At 44.8% G+C, this 18,503-nt stretch carries 24 protein-coding genes and 1 riboswitch; of the genes, 11 read left to right on the top strand and 13 right to left on the bottom strand.

The window, feature by feature from the left end; all coding sequences use genetic code 11:
- Positions 1-67: 67 nt before the first annotated feature.
- Both metC and LRR81_RS12220 read right to left on the bottom strand, forming a co-directional pair.
- Positions 68-1,258, bottom strand: a complete 1,191-nt coding sequence (gene metC / locus LRR81_RS12225) for a cystathionine beta-lyase (protein ID WP_231789654.1) — start codon at positions 1,256-1,258, stop codon at positions 68-70.
- Positions 1,245-2,369 carry a methionine biosynthesis PLP-dependent protein gene (locus LRR81_RS12220; protein ID WP_231789738.1) on the bottom strand — a complete coding sequence of 375 codons (1,125 nt, stop codon included), beginning with the start codon at positions 2,367-2,369 and terminating at the stop codon, positions 1,245-1,247. Before LRR81_RS12220 ends, metC begins: the two co-directional genes overlap by 14 nt.
- Before the next feature lie 89 nt (positions 2,370-2,458).
- Positions 2,459-2,588, bottom strand: a riboswitch (SAM riboswitch).
- A 195-nt stretch (positions 2,589-2,783) separates the two neighbouring features.
- On the opposite strand from LRR81_RS12220, the gene LRR81_RS12215 reads away from it, so the two are divergent.
- The 5 genes from LRR81_RS12215 to LRR81_RS12195 all read left to right on the top strand — a co-directional run bounded on the left by LRR81_RS12215 (position 2,784) and on the right by LRR81_RS12195 (position 6,318).
- Positions 2,784-3,503: an esterase family protein gene (locus LRR81_RS12215; RefSeq protein WP_231789653.1), complete on the top strand. Its 720-nt coding sequence runs from the start codon at positions 2,784-2,786 to the stop codon at positions 3,501-3,503.
- Positions 3,504-3,555: 52 nt separating this feature from the next.
- The gene (locus tag LRR81_RS12210) at positions 3,556-4,077 is read left to right on the top strand and encodes a YjcG family protein (RefSeq protein WP_231789652.1); all 522 of its coding nucleotides are present in this window, start codon (positions 3,556-3,558) and stop codon (positions 4,075-4,077) included.
- Positions 4,074-4,496 (top strand): GNAT family N-acetyltransferase, encoded by a 423-nt coding sequence (locus LRR81_RS12205; RefSeq protein ID WP_231789651.1) that lies wholly within the window; start codon positions 4,074-4,076, stop codon positions 4,494-4,496. Before LRR81_RS12210 ends, LRR81_RS12205 begins: the two co-directional genes overlap by 4 nt.
- Positions 4,497-4,580: 84 nt before the next feature.
- Positions 4,581-5,201 (top strand): pyridoxamine 5'-phosphate oxidase family protein, encoded by a 621-nt coding sequence (locus LRR81_RS12200; RefSeq protein ID WP_231789650.1) that lies wholly within the window; start codon positions 4,581-4,583, stop codon positions 5,199-5,201.
- Between the two features lie 436 nt (positions 5,202-5,637).
- Complete coding sequence (locus tag LRR81_RS12195) at positions 5,638-6,318, top strand: DUF421 domain-containing protein (protein WP_231789649.1); 681 nt, start codon at positions 5,638-5,640, stop codon at positions 6,316-6,318.
- 21 nt (positions 6,319-6,339) lie between these two features.
- Here the strand turns inward: LRR81_RS12195 and csaA are convergent, their stop codons facing one another.
- Together csaA and LRR81_RS12185 are read right to left on the bottom strand one after the other, a co-directional pair.
- Positions 6,340-6,672, bottom strand: a complete 333-nt coding sequence (gene csaA, locus LRR81_RS12190; protein WP_231789648.1) for a chaperone CsaA — start codon at positions 6,670-6,672, stop codon at positions 6,340-6,342.
- Positions 6,673-6,732: 60 nt separating this feature from the next.
- Positions 6,733-6,987 carry a hypothetical protein gene (locus LRR81_RS12185; RefSeq protein ID WP_231789647.1) on the bottom strand — a complete coding sequence of 85 codons (255 nt, stop codon included), beginning with the start codon at positions 6,985-6,987 and terminating at the stop codon, positions 6,733-6,735.
- Between the two features lie 171 nt (positions 6,988-7,158).
- Between LRR81_RS12185 and LRR81_RS12180 the strand changes: the two genes are divergently transcribed.
- A complete protein-coding gene (locus LRR81_RS12180; protein ID WP_231789646.1) occupies positions 7,159-9,426 on the top strand; it encodes an ATP-dependent helicase in 2,268 nt (755 codons plus the stop codon).
- Here the strand turns inward: LRR81_RS12180 and LRR81_RS12175 are convergent.
- The 6 genes from LRR81_RS12175 to LRR81_RS12150 form a co-directional block, all read right to left on the bottom strand.
- Positions 9,423-10,073, bottom strand: a complete 651-nt coding sequence (locus LRR81_RS12175) for a VanZ family protein (RefSeq protein WP_231789645.1) — start codon at positions 10,071-10,073, stop codon at positions 9,423-9,425. The genes LRR81_RS12180 and LRR81_RS12175 overlap by 4 nt on opposite strands.
- A 98-nt stretch (positions 10,074-10,171) precedes the next feature.
- Entirely contained in the window at positions 10,172-10,429 is a 258-nt protein-coding gene (locus LRR81_RS12170) for a stage VI sporulation protein F (RefSeq protein ID WP_231789644.1), read from the bottom strand.
- A 147-nt stretch (positions 10,430-10,576) separates the two neighbouring features.
- A complete protein-coding gene (locus tag LRR81_RS12165) occupies positions 10,577-10,705 on the bottom strand; it encodes a YjcZ family sporulation protein (protein WP_191562279.1) in 129 nt (42 codons plus the stop codon).
- Between the two features lie 96 nt (positions 10,706-10,801).
- On the bottom strand, positions 10,802-11,023 hold the full coding sequence (locus LRR81_RS12160; protein WP_231789643.1) for a hypothetical protein: 222 nt from the start codon (positions 11,021-11,023) through the stop codon (positions 10,802-10,804).
- 210 nt (positions 11,024-11,233) lie between these two features.
- Positions 11,234-11,371: a hypothetical protein gene (locus tag LRR81_RS12155; RefSeq protein WP_231789642.1), complete on the bottom strand. Its 138-nt coding sequence runs from the start codon at positions 11,369-11,371 to the stop codon at positions 11,234-11,236.
- Between the two features lie 72 nt (positions 11,372-11,443).
- Entirely contained in the window at positions 11,444-11,797 is a 354-nt protein-coding gene (locus LRR81_RS12150; protein WP_231789641.1) for a DUF1360 domain-containing protein, read from the bottom strand.
- 184 nt (positions 11,798-11,981) lie between these two features.
- Between LRR81_RS12150 and LRR81_RS12145 the strand changes: the two genes are divergently transcribed.
- From LRR81_RS12145 to LRR81_RS12125, 5 genes are all read left to right on the top strand, one after another.
- Positions 11,982-12,386 carry a spore coat protein gene (locus LRR81_RS12145; RefSeq protein WP_231789640.1) on the top strand — a complete coding sequence of 135 codons (405 nt, stop codon included), beginning with the start codon at positions 11,982-11,984 and terminating at the stop codon, positions 12,384-12,386.
- Between the two features lie 32 nt (positions 12,387-12,418).
- Positions 12,419-12,703 carry a hypothetical protein gene (locus LRR81_RS12140; protein WP_231789639.1) on the top strand — a complete coding sequence of 95 codons (285 nt, stop codon included), beginning with the start codon at positions 12,419-12,421 and terminating at the stop codon, positions 12,701-12,703.
- A gap of 93 nt (positions 12,704-12,796) precedes the next feature.
- Positions 12,797-13,270 carry a spore coat protein gene (locus LRR81_RS12135; RefSeq protein ID WP_231789638.1) on the top strand — a complete coding sequence of 158 codons (474 nt, stop codon included), beginning with the start codon at positions 12,797-12,799 and terminating at the stop codon, positions 13,268-13,270.
- Positions 13,271-13,789: 519 nt separating this feature from the next.
- Positions 13,790-14,281: a CotY/CotZ family spore coat protein gene (locus LRR81_RS12130; protein ID WP_231789637.1), complete on the top strand. Its 492-nt coding sequence runs from the start codon at positions 13,790-13,792 to the stop codon at positions 14,279-14,281.
- A 203-nt stretch (positions 14,282-14,484) separates the two neighbouring features.
- Positions 14,485-14,925, top strand: a complete 441-nt coding sequence (locus tag LRR81_RS12125; RefSeq protein WP_231789636.1) for a CotY/CotZ family spore coat protein — start codon at positions 14,485-14,487, stop codon at positions 14,923-14,925.
- A gap of 46 nt (positions 14,926-14,971) precedes the next feature.
- On the opposite strand, the gene LRR81_RS12120 is transcribed toward LRR81_RS12125, so the two are convergent.
- From LRR81_RS12120 to LRR81_RS12110, 3 genes are all read right to left on the bottom strand, one after another.
- Positions 14,972-15,559 carry a CotO family spore coat protein gene (locus tag LRR81_RS12120; protein ID WP_231789635.1) on the bottom strand — a complete coding sequence of 196 codons (588 nt, stop codon included), beginning with the start codon at positions 15,557-15,559 and terminating at the stop codon, positions 14,972-14,974.
- A gap of 204 nt (positions 15,560-15,763) precedes the next feature.
- Entirely contained in the window at positions 15,764-16,540 is a 777-nt protein-coding gene (gene fabI, locus LRR81_RS12115; protein WP_231789634.1) for an enoyl-ACP reductase FabI, read from the bottom strand.
- 99 nt (positions 16,541-16,639) lie between these two features.
- Positions 16,640-18,487 carry a monovalent cation:proton antiporter family protein gene (locus LRR81_RS12110; protein ID WP_231789633.1) on the bottom strand — a complete coding sequence of 616 codons (1,848 nt, stop codon included), beginning with the start codon at positions 18,485-18,487 and terminating at the stop codon, positions 16,640-16,642.
- Positions 18,488-18,503 lie beyond the last annotated feature (16 nt).

Raw genomic sequence — 18,503 nt, 5'->3', positions numbered from 1 at the left:
CAAACCAACTTCTAACATCAGCTATCTAATATTCTAAGAAAAAGGGTGTCCGCGGACACCCTTTTTTTTATCTGCTTTTCGCCAGATAATATGCTTTTCTTGCCGGCACCTTTTCCAGCGCCTCGTCTAAATCCTTGATTAAATCCTCTGCTTTTTCAAGCCCTGCGCTCAATCTGAGCAGACCGTCTGTAATGCCTCTCGCTTCCCTTTCCACTTTCGGCATTGAAGCATGCGACATTTTTGCTGGATAGGAAAGAATCGTTTCAACAGCACCAAGGCTTACGGCAAACACCGGCAGCTTGACGTTTTGAACAAGCGTTCTGACCGCATCTTCATTTTCGAGCCGGAAGGAAAGCACTGCACCTGGCCCGTCAGCCTGATAGCGCTGAACGCTGCAGCCTGGATGATGAGTCAGGCCAGGATAATAAACGTCAAGCACTGCTGGATGCTTTGAAAGATATTCTGCTACTTTCCTTGCTGTTGCCGTTGACTGCTCCAATCTGACATGAAGGGTTTTCAGCCCCCTCAGGACAAGCCAGCAATCCTGTACGCCAAGAATAGCCCCAAAGGCATTCTGCAGCTTATAAAGCTTATCCCCAAGCTCCTTATCCTTTGCAACAGCAAGACCTGCCACAACATCACTGTGCCCTGCCAGAAATTTAGTGGCGCTGTGCAGCACCAAATCTACTCCAAGCTCCAAGGGCCTTTGCAGCGCCGGCGTTAAAAACGTGTTATCGAGAAAAGTTAAACAGCCATTTGCTTTGGCAAGCTTAACGATTCCTCTTATATCTGTAATTTTCAAAAGTGGATTAGAAGGGGTTTCAATATAAATAATCTTTGTATTAGGCCTGATTTTGGAAGCTGTCTCATGCAAATCAGTCATATCTGTAAACGTATATTCAATTCCGAAGCGGCTGAGCACCTCTGAAACAATCCGGAAGGTCCCCCCGTACACATCCTCTGATACAAGCACATGATCACCTTTTGACAGCAGCAGGAACGAGGTGGAAATGGCACTCATTCCTGAGGAAAAGGCAAGCCCTCTTGCTCCCCCTTCAAGCTCTGCAATCGCATCTTCCAGGGCTTCCCTTGTCGGGTTGCCTGATCTTGAGTAATCATATTTTCCAAAAGAGTCAAAATCCAATTGGTGAAAGGTTGAAGCATGCTGAATCGGCACGCTCACCGCCCCTGTTTCACTGTCGAATTTATGCTGATTGTGCAATAGCTTCGTTTGGATAGACCAATCAGTATTGCTCAATTTTTTCCCCCTCCTTCACTTTTTGAAATGCCTGCCGCAAATCTTCCTTCAGATCTTCTGCATGCTCAATGCCGACGGAAAAACGAAGCAGCCTGTTACAGACGCCGTTTGCCGTTCGAATTTCTTCCGGAATATCCATGTGTGTCTGTGTTGCAGGATAGGTAATCAAGCTTTCCACACCGCCGAGACTTTCAGCAAAGGTAATGGTTTTTAAATTTTTCAAAAGCGGATTGATCCAGCTCTCTTTTTGAACTCTGAAGGAAAGCATACCTCCCTTTCCAGGGTAAAGGACATCTGCCACTTCCGGCTGCTCTTCAAGAAATGCCGCCACTTCCCGCGCATTGCGATTATGCTGTTCCATCCGCAAGGAAAGAGTTTTCAGCCCCCTGATCAAAAGCCATGAATCAAATGGCGCAAGCACTGCACCGATCGCATTCTGATGGCTGAAAATTTCTTCTGACAGCTCCTCGCCCTTCGTGACAACAAGCCCTGCCAAAAGGTCATTATGGCCGCCGAGATATTTAGTCGCGCTGTGGACCACAATATCTGCCCCAGAATCAATCGGCTTCTGAAGGACAGGCGTATAAAAGGTGTTATCCACAATAAGCAGCAGATTGTGTTTTTTAGCAAGAGCTGCGACTGCTTCTATACTGACTTCCTTCATCAGAGGATTTGTCGGTGTTTCAAGGAAAATGGCTTTTGTCTGCTCTGTCAGTCTGCTTTCTGTACGGCTGAGATCGCTGAAATCATCATATTGAAAGCTCAGTCCGTACTTCCGCCATTCCTGCTCAAAAAGCCGGTAAGTGCCGCCGTAAAGGTCAGAGGAAACAATCAACTCGTCTCCGCTTTGAAAAAGAGCCATAATCGTCTGAATCGCCGCCATCCCGGAACTGAAAGCAAATCCTCTGTCACCGTTTTCCAGCTCGGCGATTGCCTGTTCCAAAACCCCTCGTGTCGGATTTCCGGTTCGAATATAATCAAACCCTGTGGATTCTCCAATTCCTGTATGACGGTAAGCTGTTGTTAAATAAAGCGGCGTATTAACAGATCCAGTTGTCTGTTCGCTTCTGTTGCCGATTTGTGCAAGTGTTGTTTCGATATGCTTTGCCATCTCTTCATTCCCTCTTCCGCTGTTATTGATCAATAAATATAAAAAGCCTTCTTCAATTAAGAAGAAGGCTGGCATAGCGATGCGTCTTCCTCTTATCTCCCAAGCATTTAAGCTTGCTGGATTTAGCACCTTGGAAACGGGCGCAGATTTGTATCCGCTGCCGGTTAACCGGTTGCTGAGGCTTCACAGGGCCAGTCCCTCTGCCTCTCTTGATAAGATATAACATTTCGAAAAGTATGAATTTTTTATTACTCTACACTACTTGAGGAAAATTTTCAAGGGGCTGGGGCAAAACTATCTTTTCCCAGCCTTACTTGAGGCAGAACCCAGCATATGTGAAAAGCATTTTTTCAGCTTTCATGATAAACTGGTGTAAGCGTTTCATACTATTTTTGCAGCTTGGAGGCTTTGGGAATGGAAAAGTCCGGAATTGTACAGGAAACCGCGTTATTTTCAAACGCTTTAAACGAAGAAATGACCATCATGACCTATTTGCCAAAAACCTTCTCCCCCCTTTATAAATATACCCTTCTTATTGCGCAGGACGGGCAGGATTATTTCAGGCTGGGAAGGATTTCAAGGCAGGCAGAGGAACTGATGGAACTGAGCGAGATCGACAATGTGATTATTGTGGGGATCCCCTATAAAAACCGCGAAGAACGTTGGGAAAAATACCACCCGGAAGGATCACAGTTTTCCCAGTACAAACGCTTTTTGGCACATGAGCTGGTACCGTTTCTCGACAAGGAGTACCCTACATACCAGGTCGGACAGGGCAGAGCCTTGATCGGCGATTCCCTTGCGGCTACAATGGGCCTCATGGCAGGCCTTGAATACCCGAATATTTTTGGAAAAGTCATCATGCAGTCCCCTTTAGTGGACAAACATGTCTTAAAGGCTGTTACTGACTTTAAGGGCGAGCCGAACTTATCGATTTATCATCAAATCGGCACCCAGGAAAAGAACGTGCCGACAACAAAAGGCGGCAAAGAAGACTTCACAGAACCAAACAAAGAATTGCAAAAATTACTCGAAAAAAGAGGATTTTCGTATACTTTTGAAGAATTTGAAGGTGACCACACCTGGACATATTGGCAGCCGCTGCTGAAAAAAACATTACAGGCGATGCTTTAAGTGTCAGGTGCCAAACATCCTTTCACTACCTAACTCACAGGAGGGAACACGCATGAAATACGGAATTGCTCTATTCCCATCAAAAAAACTGCAGGACCTGGCGAACTCTTACCGGAAGCGCTATGACCCTCATTACGCTCTCATTCCGCCGCACCTAACACTGAAGGCGCCATTTGAAGCACATGATGAAGACATCAGCAAAATTTCCAAAGAGCTCCGCAAGATCGGCAGCCAAATAGATCCATTAAGCGTTGTTATCAAGAAATTCAGCTCATTCGAACCCGTTAACAGGGTCATTTATTTAAAAGTAGAACCATCAGAACAGCTGAATAAGCTGCACAGCCTTCTCCAGGAGGGAACGCTGCCAGGTGATGAAGAATACTCTTTCGTGCCGCACATCACAGTCGGACAAAACCTGTCAGAACAAGAACATTCTGATGTGTTAAGCAGCCTGAGAATGTCAGAAGTTCACCATGAAGAAACCATCGACCGCTTTCACCTGCTGTACCAGCTCGACAACGGGTCATGGACTGTGTATGAAACCTACCTCCTTGGCACAGGTGCTGCCGAATGAGAGTAGCCCCAGTAGAAACAGAAAAAGAACTTCAGGATGCTTTCTCTGTCCGCTTCAAAGTGTTCGTTGAAGAACAGAAAGTGCCAGCGGAAGAAGAGTTGGACCAATACGATGAAACAGCCACTCACGTCGTCGTTTACGACCTCGACACGCCTATCGGTACAGGTCGTGTAAGGGAAGCAGACGGCTATGCAAAACTCGAACGCATCTGCATACTTGAGGACTACCGCGGCAAAGGCTCTGGCCGGATCATCATGGACGAACTGGAAAGAGTATCAGATCCTCATCTCAAGAAATTTAAACTGAACGCCCAGGTTCAGGCTGTTCCTTTTTATGAACGGCTCGGGTACAAAGTGGTTTCAGAGGAATTTATGGATGCTGGGATCCCGCATGTGACGATGGTGAAGGATCGGGAATAGGAAAAAGGCAGCTTTAGGCTGCCTTTTTTTGTTTGATCATGCATATATGTGAATAGATCCCTCAACAAAAGGCTGGTGTTTATAATGAAAAATCCGTTTTACAAGGAAATAACTTCTGCACAAGAATTGACTGAGTTGTTCGGGGAACAAAGCGAATTAGTCAAAAATAAAGTGATCCATCACCTGGACTTTCACTGCAGAAATTTTATATCACACTCTCCATTTCTGATCATCTCTACTTCTGATAAAGATGGCCGCTGTGATGCCTCCCCGCGCGGAGACGCTCCAGGCTTTGTCTGCGTCTTGGACGATAAGTGGCTCATTATACCTGAAAGGCCTGGGAACAAAAGGCTTGATACCATTCGCAACATCCTCTCCAATCCAAGGGCAGGTCTCCTTTTCTTTATTCCAGGAACAGGGGAAACATTGAGAGTGAATGGCAATGCGAAAGTGATAATGGACCATGAATTATTAGAAAAACTCTCTATAAACGGTAAACTGCCCTTGGCAGCCATCGCAGTTCAAGCTGAAGAATGCTATCTCCATTGCGCTAAAGCTATAAAGAGATCAGGACTTTGGGAAACCAGGATAGAAAATTTTATTGATGGGGCTGCTATCTTGCGGGATCATGCCGGATTGCCTAATACTTCTGTCGAAGATGTGAGGAGAAATTTAAATGAGAGTTATCGGGACAGACTTTATTAATTGAGGTCTCTGTCCCCCTTATAAAGAGGCGCCTGTCCCCCACTGCGCTGCCAGACTAAAGACCTGTCACCTAACATAAAGAAACTAGTTAAAAAAAGGTTTACAGCATACTGCCCCTGTCCCCTGTTACGGTAAAGCACAGCGGGACAGGGGACGGCATGCAGGTCCCTGTCCCCCACCTCTGCACTGTATAAAAGGCCTGACCCTCTATTCTGAAACCGTTACATAAGTAAGAATGCAAGGTTCCTGCCTCTGTCCCCCATTACGTCACCGCAACTGGGGCCAGGCTCCCCCCTGCTCAAGGGGCCAGAGACTTTTCACCACCCCCAACAAATTTCACCCTACCCAACCTTCGCGAAAATTTTTTCCTTCCCTCCTCTAAAATTATCCGGATTAAATCACCCAGTAAAGCAAACGCTAAGAGCAGGTGATAACAATGGATTTTTTTAGAATTGCAGTTGAACTGGTTCTTGGCTTTATTTGCTTGTTTCTGATCTCAAGATTCCTAGGAAAAACGCAGATTACGCAAATAACGACATTTGATTTTATTTCAGCGCTTGTGCTCGGGGAGCTTGTAGGGAACGCTGTTTTTGATAAAGATATTGGGCTGACTGAGATTTTGTTTGCTATTGTTGTCTGGGGTCTTCTCATTTTTTTGGTGGAATGGATTACACAGAAATTTAATAAATCGAGAAAGATTTTGGAAGGCAGGCCGACGGTCATTATTAGGGAAGGCCATTTGATTAAGAGCGAGATGAAAAAGGAGAAAATCGATATTAATCAAGTGCAGCATATGGCCCGGGCGAAAGGTGTGTTTTCATTAAGGGAAATTCAATATGCGATTCTTGAAACAGACGGCAGCATCAGCATAATGAAAAAAGCAAAGTATGATTATCCTGTTCGGAGTGATTTTTCTTTTCAGGCGTCTGATCCGATACTTCCTTTTACACTTATATTGGACGGTGAGCTGCAAAGGGATAATTTAAAAGAGGCTGGGCTGTCTGAGGAGTGGCTTGCGGCTGAACTGGCGGGGCTCGATATTGGTTCTTACCGGGATGTGTTTTTTGCGGATTGGCGAAAGGGTTCAGGGCTGTTTGTTCAAAAAATGGAAAAGTAAAAACGCTCAAGAGGAGCGTTTTTAGGAAATTGGCGTCCCGTCAGGCACTTTTTCATCAGGAGCAAGAAGAATAACGTCCCCTTTTTCCGGCACACCGCCGAGCACCAGCACTTCTGATACATATCCGGCGATTCTTCTCGGAGGAAAATTTACAACGGCTGCCACTTGTTTTCCAAGCATTTTTTCAGGTGTGTATCTGTTCGTTATTTGCGCGCTTGATTGTTTTCTCCCGATGTTTTCTCCAAAATCGATCGTCATTTTTATGGCAGGAATTCTTGCTTCAGGAAAAGATTCCGCTTTAATGACTGTACCAATGCGGATGTCCAATTTTAAAAAGTCTTTGATCTCTGCCAATCTCTTCTGCTCCTTTATTCCTGCTTTTAAAGTATTATGTGAATCTTCAGACTTATTTACTTACACTGTTTCGTGAATGATAAAGCCTTTCCCTGTTATGTCAGGCGGAAGGTTTTTTTCCTGCTTTCTTTTCATGCTTGCCAGAATGTTTGAGAATTTACTTGAATCTTCTTTGCGTTCTCTTTCCAGCTGTTCGCTGTTCAGCTGTACTTTGGATATTTTAGAAATAGAGGCGTAGTCGTGCTTTTCATTCGCCGTGCGGTTGGCGTATTGTATGTATTGATCCATTTGAATAGGCGCAACTAGGCTCATCATGATCACACTCCCTTTTTTAAAATTTACCCGGCAGCCATACTGCCAAAACCTTCTTTTCCTTTCAGCTGCATTTTGCTAAGATTATACTTGTCTCTTTTTAACGATCTGCCTTGAAAATGGGTTTGATAAATAGATACGCTTTAATTCGGAAATTTATGGGAGTTGACTCCAATGTTTTTAGCCAAGCATCAGGAACACCTGATTAATTTACATGTTCTGCCCAGAGAAGAGTATCAGCGCATATATGAGCTCGGTCAAAAGGGAAAGCTGATTTGCCCCGTGTGCGGCCGTCTGCTGAAGCTCTTGATGAGCATTACAAAGCCGCCAATGTTTATACATACAGGTTCCGTTACAGATGAAAATTGTGAAGCAAAAAGCCAATCCCTTTTAAAGCAAAAGGACAATACCCGGGAAGCTGCAGCCGGGGGATTTAAGCTTCCGCAAAGCCGCTCCATTTCAGACGGCTCACAAACCCCCTCCCCTAAGTGGAAAGGGCCTCGCCAGGCAAAGGTGCTGGATAGCTTTCAGCAAGCAAATGAGCCTTCTTTGGAAGTGATGAAGGGCATCACCATGAACAGGGCTCAATATCAGGCGGTAAAAGCAGAGGAACAATCCGTTCTGGTGCTGGCAGGCGCCGGCAGCGGAAAAACGAGAACACTGACGGCAAGGGCTGCATACTTGCTCAGGGAAAAAAACGTTCCCCCTTCCGCGATTATGCTTGTCACTTTTACCGTAAAAGCTGCCAAGGAAATGAAGGAACGGATGGCTGCATTATATGGCCTCACGATGAAAGAATTAAACCAGATTGTTATTGGGACCTTTCATGGTATTTTTTACAAAATGCTGATGCACCATGACAGAGAGAGATGGGACGGCCGGAATTTACTGAAATGGGACTGGCAGAGAGAGCAGCTCATCAAGCAGGCCGGCAGGGAAAGAGGCCTTGATGAAAAGGATTTCCCCTATGATCAGGCATTGCAGCAAATTTCTTTTTGGAAAAATTCACTGCTTGAGCCAGGCCAGATTAAGCCTCAGGATAAGTGGGAGGAAGATGCCCTTTTTCTTTACAGGCGCTACGAAGAAAGCAAGCAGGAAAACAGCCGCTTTGATTTTGACGATATGCTTGTGCAATGCCTTGCCTTGCTAAGAGAGAATCCAGATGTACTGGAGCAGTATCAGCACCGGTTTCAGCATTTTCTTATTGATGAATTTCAGGACATTAATAAGGTTCAGTATGAAATCATGAGAAAAATGGCTGGAGAGGATGCCAGTGTTTTTGCTGTCGGTGATGATGATCAGTCGATCTATGCTTTCAGAGGCAGCGATCCCGCTTACCTTCTGCAGTTTGAAAAAGATTTTCCAGGTTCTTCTGCCATTCATCTTTCAACGAATTATCGGTCAAGCCACGCCATTGTAGCATCAGCCAACAAGGTGATTGATCAGAATAAAACCCGCTATGCGAAAAAGATGGATCCCTTTTTTGATAATGGGAAAAAACCGCTGTTTTTCTTTCCTTATGATGAAGAAGAGGAAGCAACACTGATTGTAAACGATATGAAAGAAAAGGTAGCAAACGGAGAAAAGCCTTCAGATTTCGCTGTATTATACCGGACGCATACGATGGGCAGGGCAATCTTTGAAAGACTTTCCCAATCAAGTCTGCCGTTTACAGTGGAAAAAGAGAGCGTCTCTTTTTACGACCGCCGAATGGTAAAAAGCCTTCTTGCCTATTTAAGGCTTTCAGTAAACCCGGATGATGTACAGGCACTCGGCGACCTTCTTTTTTCCCTCTTCTTAAAACAAAGCGTCCTGACAGAGGTAAAAGGCATTTCAATTATGGAGGACTGTTCTGTTCTTGATGCGCTTTTAAAAGCAAACGGGGTCCTCGCCTTTCAGAAAAAAAAGCTGCAGGAAATTGTCCCGCTGTTTAAAACCCTGAAAGACCAGCCTCCTGTTGAAGCCATTGAAGCTGTGGAGAAGAAAATGGGGTTTGGCGACTTTCTGAAAAAGCGCGGCAATGAAGGCAATGCCATGGAAAAGGGTTCTGATGATTTAAAGGATTTAAAGGTGATTGCCAAAAAATTCACCACAGCCAAAGAACTTTTAGAGCATGCGGACCATATGAGCGCCCTTGCTGCATCTGTTAAAAAAGACGGCAAAATGGAGGGGGACGGCGTCAGGCTCATGACCATTCACAGGGCAAAGGGGCTTGAATTCAAGCATGTGTACGTACTTGAAACGGTTGACGGCAGCATTCCTCATGACTATTCACTTGAAGCGGCAAGAAACGGAGATTTCTCCGTCCTTGAGGAAGAACGGCGCCTTCTATACGTCGCAATGACAAGAGCAAAGGAAGAGCTGCTGCTGTCTGTTCCGCTATACAGGCGGGGCAGGCGCGCCGCTCCTTCCAGACTGCTGTCACCGGTCCTTCCCGGCTAAACTGTTTTTTGAAATTTGGTAAACAGCCATACGCCAAGAAATCCGCTGAACGAGTTCAGGATCACATCATCGATGTCAGCTGTTCTCATATCTCTTATGTAAAAGAAAGAGGATACGGTCATTTCTGCCAGCTGGATGAGCTCGATTGAAATGCTGGCGAGAATCATCGCCGCTGCTGTTTTCCCAGCGCTTTTCATCCAGCCGAAATACAGCATGCAAAAAGCCATAGGAGTGAGCATTAAGGCATTTCCGACCAGCAGAGTGACAGCCCCAGGCTCGAGTATTGTTTTAATTGTCAGTACTGCCGGAACCGCATTGATGGCTACTGGCACTCCTTCCGCAAACAGGCTTTCCCCTCTGAACGGATGGTCAAGAACAGAGGCAAACGGAAAGCTGACCGTATTGCCGAACAGCTGAACATAATAAAAAGCAAAAACTGCGAGCAGAAGCCAGTCCACGTTTGATTTTACAGTCGTTTTTCTTATAAAAAGCGATAAAGTCCCGATAATCAGGCATATATTCAAAAGCTCGCCGATCACATAGTGGCTGTTTCCGAAATCAGGCGCAGCCATTTTATTTCGAAAATCAATTAAAGCTCCTGGTATGCCATAAATCAGCGGGATCAGCAGTACCCAATATTTTTTCACTTTGCTTCTCCTCTGTTTCCATATTCACTTAGATTACCATGATTTCTCTATAGCTGAAAAGAACGGTGCCAATCCTTTTTTCGAATTGGCACCGTTCTTTATTTTCCCTTATTCATCATTTTAGAGATTGTGTTGAAATCCAGTTTTTCTTTGCCGCTCACAATGGAATTAACAATCTTATCTTCCATTTCTTTTGGAACTTGTTTATTGGCAATTTGAGAAACTCGCTTAATGACCCCGCGGACGGTCTTCTCATCTTTAAAATTAGCGTTTTGAAGGGAGTTTGCCAGTTCAATGACTTCTTTCATATTTACGCCTGTTTTCTTTTCAAGGCTTTTAAAAAAACCATTATCCATGTTTTGAAAACCTCCTAACTTGATGCTATATCTTATGAAGCCGCCTAGAATGTGTGCGGCACTGATTATCGCTCTTAAAAATAGAAAAGTGCGGGCATTTCAGCCCGCACTCTCATATTTCTACAAACATTGAAGGAGGGAAAAGCATTAGTTGTAGAAAGATGCACCTACGATAATCAAAAGGATGAACAATACAACGATCAATACGAAAGTTGAACCATAGTAGCCGCCGCCGTAACCGCCGCCGTAACCGCCACAACCGTATCCGTAACCCATGTGCTAAGCACCTCCCTTTCCATCTTTCCTTAACAACATATGTCATGGAATACAGATGGGTATGGACAAACACATAGGGCATGAGCGGAAATTATCCTATTTTTTGCTTTTATGGGCAGGATGGTTTTGTAAAATCCAGCTTTCCACTTTGTCCGCCATAAAATCCATTTTGTTCTCGAACGCTGTTCCGTTTTTATCCAAATCCAAAAGAGCTTTTTCGCTTTTCTGCATCCAGCCGTCATTTTTCCGTGTGATGCCATCGTGCTTGCCGAAAAATTTCCCTATAAACTTTTCAAACTCTTCGTCTAAGCGGGTCAATGCAATCACTCCTTTATGAGCAGATTATGCAGTGGGCAGGCTAACTGGTTTTTTCAAAAAAGCCACAAACCTCAAAAAAAGAGCTTGGGCACATTTTTAATAACCTGTTATTTAAACAGCCAAATTTGATTGAAGCATATTTACCGGCTGACACATCCAGCCTAAAATAAAAAAACCTGGAAAATCAGCTGATTTTCCAGGCTGTACCCTTTATCTGTTCCAGCTTTGCGCGCTGGTTTTTTTACCGCAGCCGCACCCCTTTTTCTTTATCGGTGCTTTTTTAAATGTAGTGGTGCCTTGATTGGATTGTGCTTGATTTGAGACAGGATTCAATTTAGGTGAATTCATCGGTCTCCCCACCTTCCTGTATTAGCTTTTACAGTTTATGAGATTAGCATGCAAACGCTCTGTACGAATGTCCTAATCTAATAATTTTGAAACACACGCCTCAATGATTCCTCCAAGCCCTGCAAGAGCGAGGATGAAAATTACGGGTTCAGCTCCTTGAGGCCATGCCTGATAAAATACATAAAGAATAATAGAACACCATACTCCCGTGCACCAGTAGCAGCTGATCAATTCCCCGATAAAGGCCTGGAGCCCCTTCCCCTTTATCTCTATGTAGATCTCCTCTTCCCCTGCTTCGTTTTTCACGGCGATCTCCTGATGAAAGGGGCTTCTCAGGAAGGCGGTAATTTTATCGAATACAATTAATCTCGACAGCCTGAAGACGGCCAGCGAAAAGGCTGTCAGCATAAACCAGTGATTTTCCATCCGCCTTATCATCTCCTTTTCTCTCTATACCGTATGAAGCGGCCTTCAAAATATGTCGCCATTACCGCTCTTGTGCGCAAATTCCATATTTGCCTTAAAAATGGGTTCTCGAATCTCTATTTTTCCCATTCCAAATGGAACGGTCCTGCATTAACTATCTCTATAGGGGAAAGGAGTGAATCAATTGTCTGCAAACCAGCCCGCAGCAGAAGAACAAGGGCAGGTATCCGAAACAGCTGTACAGGCTGAGGAAACCATTCAGGATGCTGAGGAATATATCTATATAAAGGATTCCAGCAACATTACAATCGTCACGACAAATGTTGAAGCAGCGCTCTCCCTTCAAGCCGCCATTCAAACAGCCATAGCACTTGCCATCAATCTATCCATTGCGGACAGCGAAAGAGCAGAAAAGGTTACAGAACAGCTATTGCAAAGTATCTTCACAAGGCAGATCCAGAAGAGAAAACTAATCATCATTAACTCGCATGACGTTTCCATCACATCTCTTCAGACGGATGCGGCCTTATCCCTGCAGCTGATGATCCAGATCCTGCTCGCGCTTCTCGTGCAAATTGGCATCCTTTAACCCTTTAATCTCTTCGAAAAGGAGTGACAACCATGTCTGAAAACAAAGACAAATTAACCGAGATTTCTTCCACGCTTATGCAGCTGTTTGTTTCTGACGTTCTATCCAAAAACAAGGTAGACAAAGAATCACGCCGCCAGCTGACAGACGAGCAAAAAGAAAAACTCCGCAGTGTCGTGTTTGATCTGCAAACAAGAGTGGATGAATTTTTAACCAATCCAGCTAAAAAAGTAACAGAAGATGCAAAGGAAACAGAAGATGCACCTAAAAATAAAACCCTCCGTGAAATGCTTCAGAAAAATACGGAAGACAATTAATCTAAAAATGGGTTCTCAAAACTAGTTGATTGTCTCATACCAAAGACGGGTGACCATCATTTAATGTAGTAAATGAAAGGAGGAAACAAATTCATGGAAACTAGATCTTACTCATGGGTAGCCCTTGATAAAGGTTCTTGCCATCCGACAGAAAGCGCTGAGAATTCAGGCAACAAATGGTGCAGTGATTTCAACAGAGGTGTTGAGCAGGAAGCTGATCAGGTTGTTGAATCCAGCCAATCTTCTAACGAAGTCATCATCATCAGAGATTCTTGCGATATCGAAGTATCCACTACAGAAACTCAAGTTGCTGCTTCCTTGCAGGCTGCTCTTCAAGTAGGAATTGCTCTTGTCATCAACCTTACAATTGCTGACTCCCAGCGCGCTGAAACAGTAACTCAAGAATTGCTTCAAAGAGCTTCCTTCCGCCAGGCACAAAACCAAAAATTGATCATCGAAAATTCCCGCAATGTAGACGTAAGCACAACTGACACTGAAGTGGCTCTTTCCCTTCAAGCATTGCTGCAAATTCTTATTGCGCTTGTTGTATCCATCGGCATTCTGTAAGAACCGCGAAGAAGCAGGGCATCCACCCTGCTTTTTCTTTTTGTATAGAAAAGCGGAAGCCGCTCGTTCAGCCCCGACAAGCATAAGACGATCAGCCGGGGAAAGGCGGTCGTTCCTTTCCCTGGATGAGCGGCTTATGACCTCGAGGGGCTAGCGGCTGGAGCTGGATCAAGAAAAGCGGAAGCCGCTCGTTCAGCCCCGACAAGCATAAGACGATCAGCCGGGGAAAGGCGGTCTTTCCTTTCCCTGGATGAGCGGCTTATGACCTCGAGGGGCTAGCGGCTGGACCTGAACAATTTAGAAAAGCCCTGTCATAGGCTTTTTTACAAAGCGTCTCACCGGCTTACCCAAGCAATCGGGATGTCCAAGAAATTTTTATATTTTCTGATCTTGCAAAAAATCAGGGAAAAACGTTTTCCCCCCTCATAAACCATGATGATGACCCACACCAAACAAGGCAGAGGCACATATGTTGTTAAAGACCAAGGTCAATTAACCATATATGAGGAGTTGAAAAGCGTGAGCTGCGGACATAAGTCACATGATCAATACGACGTAAACTGCGTATGCAGAGCTGTTGAGAATATTAAAGCTGAACAGGATGCTGTTGAAGAACAATGCCCAACCAGCTGTTTCAGCAACCTGCTAAGCCCTACTATGGCTCCAGGAAGAGATACCATTCCTTTTCTATTGTTCGATAAAAAAGGAAATCTTTTCAGTGCTTTCGGCAACGTAGGCGGATTTTCAGATGACAATCATTGCTTCCAAACTATTTTCTTCCGCGTTGAGAATTTGAACGGCTGCTGTGCCACCCTTTCATTGCTGAGACCAGTAAACGTGAAAGGCGAAACAATCAGCGTATGCGATCCTTGCGATCCAGAATTTTTCGGCCTGGAAAAAACAGACTTCTGCATTGAAGTGGATCTCCTTTGCTTCTGTGCGATCCAATGTCTATCTCCAGATCTAGTTAACAGAGCAATGCCGCAACAGAAAAAACATCATCATGGTTAACCAACAAATAGACTGCCGCAACCGGTAGTCTTTTTTTAATTCTTTTTGAAAAAGCGGAGCAGTTTCTGCGCTTTGGAATATGCTGAATGATCGAATCCCTGCTGAATAAGCGATTTTTAAAAATTGGGCATCTTCCCTAGCACCAATTATCTTGTACCAAGCTATCCTAATAGGGATAAATACCTTAGGTGGGAGGGAAAAAAATGAGTTCTAAAACATACTTTACCTGCGTATGCGAAGCAGTTCAAAATATCAATGACCTTCAAAATGCAGTAGAAGAAAATTGCCCGACAAGCTGCTTTTCAAACCTGCTTTCACCTTCAAATACGCTCGGCGACACGATTCCATTCATCCTTTTTACACAAAAGGGCAAACCGTTCCATGCATTTGGAAACGTAGGCGGACTTCAATCAGGCGATTGCTTTAATACCGTATTTTTCCGTGTTGAAAACGTCAGAGAATGCTGTGCTACTCTCCGCCTGCTCATCGCATTTGACGAACACAAAAATGTTCTTGATTTCCACAGCGACGACCCATGCCAAGTGTTCCGCCTTGAAAAGACCGATTCCTGCATCGAAGTTGATCTAAATTGCTTCTGTGCTATCCAATGTTTGAATCCGCGTCTGATTAACAGAACGAACTAACCAAAAAATGGTTCCTTAAAAAGGAACCATTTTTTCCTGTTTACGGTCAAAACCCAAGCAAATGAATCGCCTTGATTTCATCCATCCTGACCTTCAAAGGCTGCGAGCTTGTCGTCGCCTGGATCGTCACAATTCCATCCACCTCTGACACAATCATTCCTCTCCGCGAGCCATTCTCAAGCTCTATATGGCAAAGCGTCCGTGGAATATTAACAGGAAGATTTGTCACAAACTCCACCTTCTCTGCAATCGTCATCTGGCTCACCTGCTTTCGGGGCCGTCTCTGAACAGACTGCTCCTCTTCCGCTGCCGGCTTTTCCTGCACAAGCTCAGCCTTCAAAATGCCCTGCCTGTCTTCTGCATGGGGAGATTCAGCACCTGTCTGATCTGTCAGCTGTTCCGTCTCTGCCCTGACAAATGCAGGGCCTTCAGCCGCCGCCTCCACAGTATCAGAAAGCTCCGTAGACTCCTCAGCCGCTGCTGCCGGCTCAGGAAGCACTGCCGCTGCCTTCGGTTCAGCCTTTTTCGTCTTTTTCACCACAAGCGTCTGCATCTCAGCTTTTATATCCCTATACTCCGGCTGCACAATATACATAAGAGGCTTACCCTCATAACCCTTCGTCGACTTAATCACACCAGCACCCCCATTGCCTGTTCTCAAGAACCAGTTTATGCGGGAAAAATGATGAAAATGTATAGAAATGCGGAGGCGGCTCGTTCAGCTCCGCCCATACACGCAGCTCCCCCCTCTAATCCACAGGCTCCATTTCCAATCTCAGCTCTCTCTCCACAATAAAAAAATGACCCTGTTTACAATACAGGGTCAGTTCGGACAGCATTACCTGCCAATAATATGGAAGCCTGAGTCGACGTGAAGGTTTTCACCTGTCATGCCGCGGGACAAGTCACTGAAGAGGAAGAGGGCTGTGTCGCCGACTTCTTCAGGTGTTGTTGTGCGGCGCAGCGGCGCTCTTTCTTCAATTTCTTTCAGGATGGAGTTAAAGTCGCTGATTCCTTTTGCAGAAAGGGTGCGGATCGGGCCGGCTGAGATTGAGTTTACACGGATGCCGTCCTTGCCAAGATCTGCTGCAAGGTATTTCACGCTTGCGTCAAGGGATGCTTTTGCTACTCCCATTACGTTGTAGTTGGAAACAACACGCTCGCCTCCGAGATAAGTCAGCGTTACGATGCTGCCGCCTTCCGTCATAAGCGGTTTTACTGCTCTTGCGACAGCTGTCAGAGAGTATGAGCTGATGTTGTGAGACAGCAGAAAACCTTCACGGGAAGTGTCTACAAATTCCCCTGCCAGATCTTCTTTGTTGGCAAAGGCGATACAGTGTGCAAGCCCGTGAACAACCTGAACCTGGTTTTTAATTTCTTCGAAGCATTTGACAATTTCTTCGTCGTTAGTAATGTCGCATGGAAGAATGATGGAATCCTTTCGATCCAGTGAATCTGCCAGTTCACGAACGGATTTTTCAAGTCTTTCACCAGCGTATGTAAAAATGAGCCTTGCCCCCGCATCATGCAGGGATCTGGCAATTCCCCATGCGATGCTGCGCTTATTCGCCACACCCATGACAACGATATTGCGGCCCTCCATCGAAAATTTCATATAGAAGTCCTCCTATTTTTTATACAAGTTATTAATACCTGGTTATAATCATAGCATTTTTCCTTTTAAAAAAACAGAACGTTTTCCGAAGAAGCCAAGCTACCGTTCCAGTTCTTTCCTCAGCTCATTGACATACTGTTTTGTCCCTGAAACGAGGAGGCGGTCTCCGGCTAAAAGCTCTGTGTCTCCATGAGGAATGAGGGAATCCTTTCCCCTGAAAATCCTGATAAAGATCAAGTCGCCTGTGAACGGAAAATGCCTGAGCATCATTTTATGATATTTCGGCGTCTTCATTTCCACTTCATAAAGGGCTGACTCATCATTTGTCAAAACCTCCATCACATGCGGTGATTCAATCATCACTCTGAGAAGAGTTTTCGTTGAGGTAAAAACAGAGAAAATTTCCACTCCTGCTTCTTTTGCCTTCTCTTCCAATTCAGGTGAGCTGATCACAGCGATGACTCTTTTCACACCTTCCTTTTTAGCAAGCAAAGCAATCTCGGCATTCTGTTCTTCCTCTCCTGTTGAGGCCACAAGAATATCCGCCTCGAAAACCCCGTTTTTCTTCAGCGTAGCTGGATCATAATCATCCAAATCATGAATGGTGAAAAGAGACTCTGCGATCTGTTTTTCCATTTTATCCTGCCGGGTATGATAGACAGCCGCTTCATAAAGACTGCTTTCAAGCTCTCTTGTAACAGGCAGTGACATCTGATTTGCGCCGACAAAGGCCACTCTTTGCTTTACCGTATTTACTTTATGCAGCGGGAAAAGCTTCTTAAAACCAATCGGTGCAATTATGCTTGATAAAACGGCTACAAGGACAAAAGCTCCAGATATTTTGGCATCAATCACACCTGCTTTTTCACCGATGGTGGCTGCGGCGATAACAAGCGACAAGGTAGATGTTAATAAAAAACCAGACGCGACTGCTGTTTTTTGGTCATACCATCGTTTAAGAAGGTATACCGGCAGAAGCTTTGATAAAAAGAGTGCGGCAAGGAGAAGCGGGATCAACGCCAGGATTTTCGGCTCCTTAAAAAGACCCCATATATCCAGCTTAACGCCAATCATCACGAAGAAAATCGGGATTAAGAAGCCATAGCCAAAGGAATCCAGCTTCTGAACCAGCTCCTTATTCGGGGAAAGAAGCGAAACAAGCACTCCAGCCAAAAAGGCGCCCAAAATGTTTTCAGCCCCAATCGTTTCCGAAACGGCCACAAGAACAATAATCAAGGTAAAAACAGCCCTAGTACCGATTTGAACGGTTCCCTTTGACATGCTTTGAATAAAAGAACGCTTTTGAAAAACTCTGCCGACAAAATAGAGCCCCACACCTGCGGCGAATAAGACAAGCAACAGCCAAGTATTGCTGTTGCCGTCTCCAAAAACGGAAGCAAACACGGCAAGCAGAATCATCGTAGCCAAATCGGCGATAACCGCAACAAGCAAAATAATCTGCCCAATGTTAGATTTCATCAAATTTACTTCTTTTAATGTCGGAACAACCACACCGAGAGAAATCGTTGAAATGATCAGTGTCATCAGAAAGACATTTTTCACAAATCCAGCCAGGACAAAGCCATAGGATAGGACAAGCGAAAGAACAAAAATTCCGGCAAATATTAAAAACGATGCGGTAAACGTATTCGGCGCCTCTTTGCCTGAAGGCAGTATTTCCTTTTTTTTGCCGCTTGAAAATACGGAAAAATCAATCTCAAGTCCGCTTAAAAACATAAGAAAAATAAATCCGAGCGTAGAAAGCGTCGTTAGCCATGTGTCCTCATGAACAATGTTAAAGCCGCTTTCCCCAATCACCAGCCCCATTAGAATTTCCGCCACAATAACCGGCATAAAATTCAGCCTGAACCGATGCATTAAGATTGGTGTTAAAAACGCTACAAGGATGACAATAACGAGTGATGCTACTGATGCTTGATGTTCCATCTTCAGGCCTCCTTTT

The sequence above is a fragment of the Metabacillus kandeliae genome (genome assembly GCF_021166585.1).
In the GTDB taxonomy this organism is placed as follows: Bacteria; Bacillota; Bacilli; order Bacillales; family Bacillaceae; genus Metabacillus_B; species Metabacillus_B kandeliae.
This window is presented reverse-complemented; position numbering and strand designations above follow the sequence as displayed.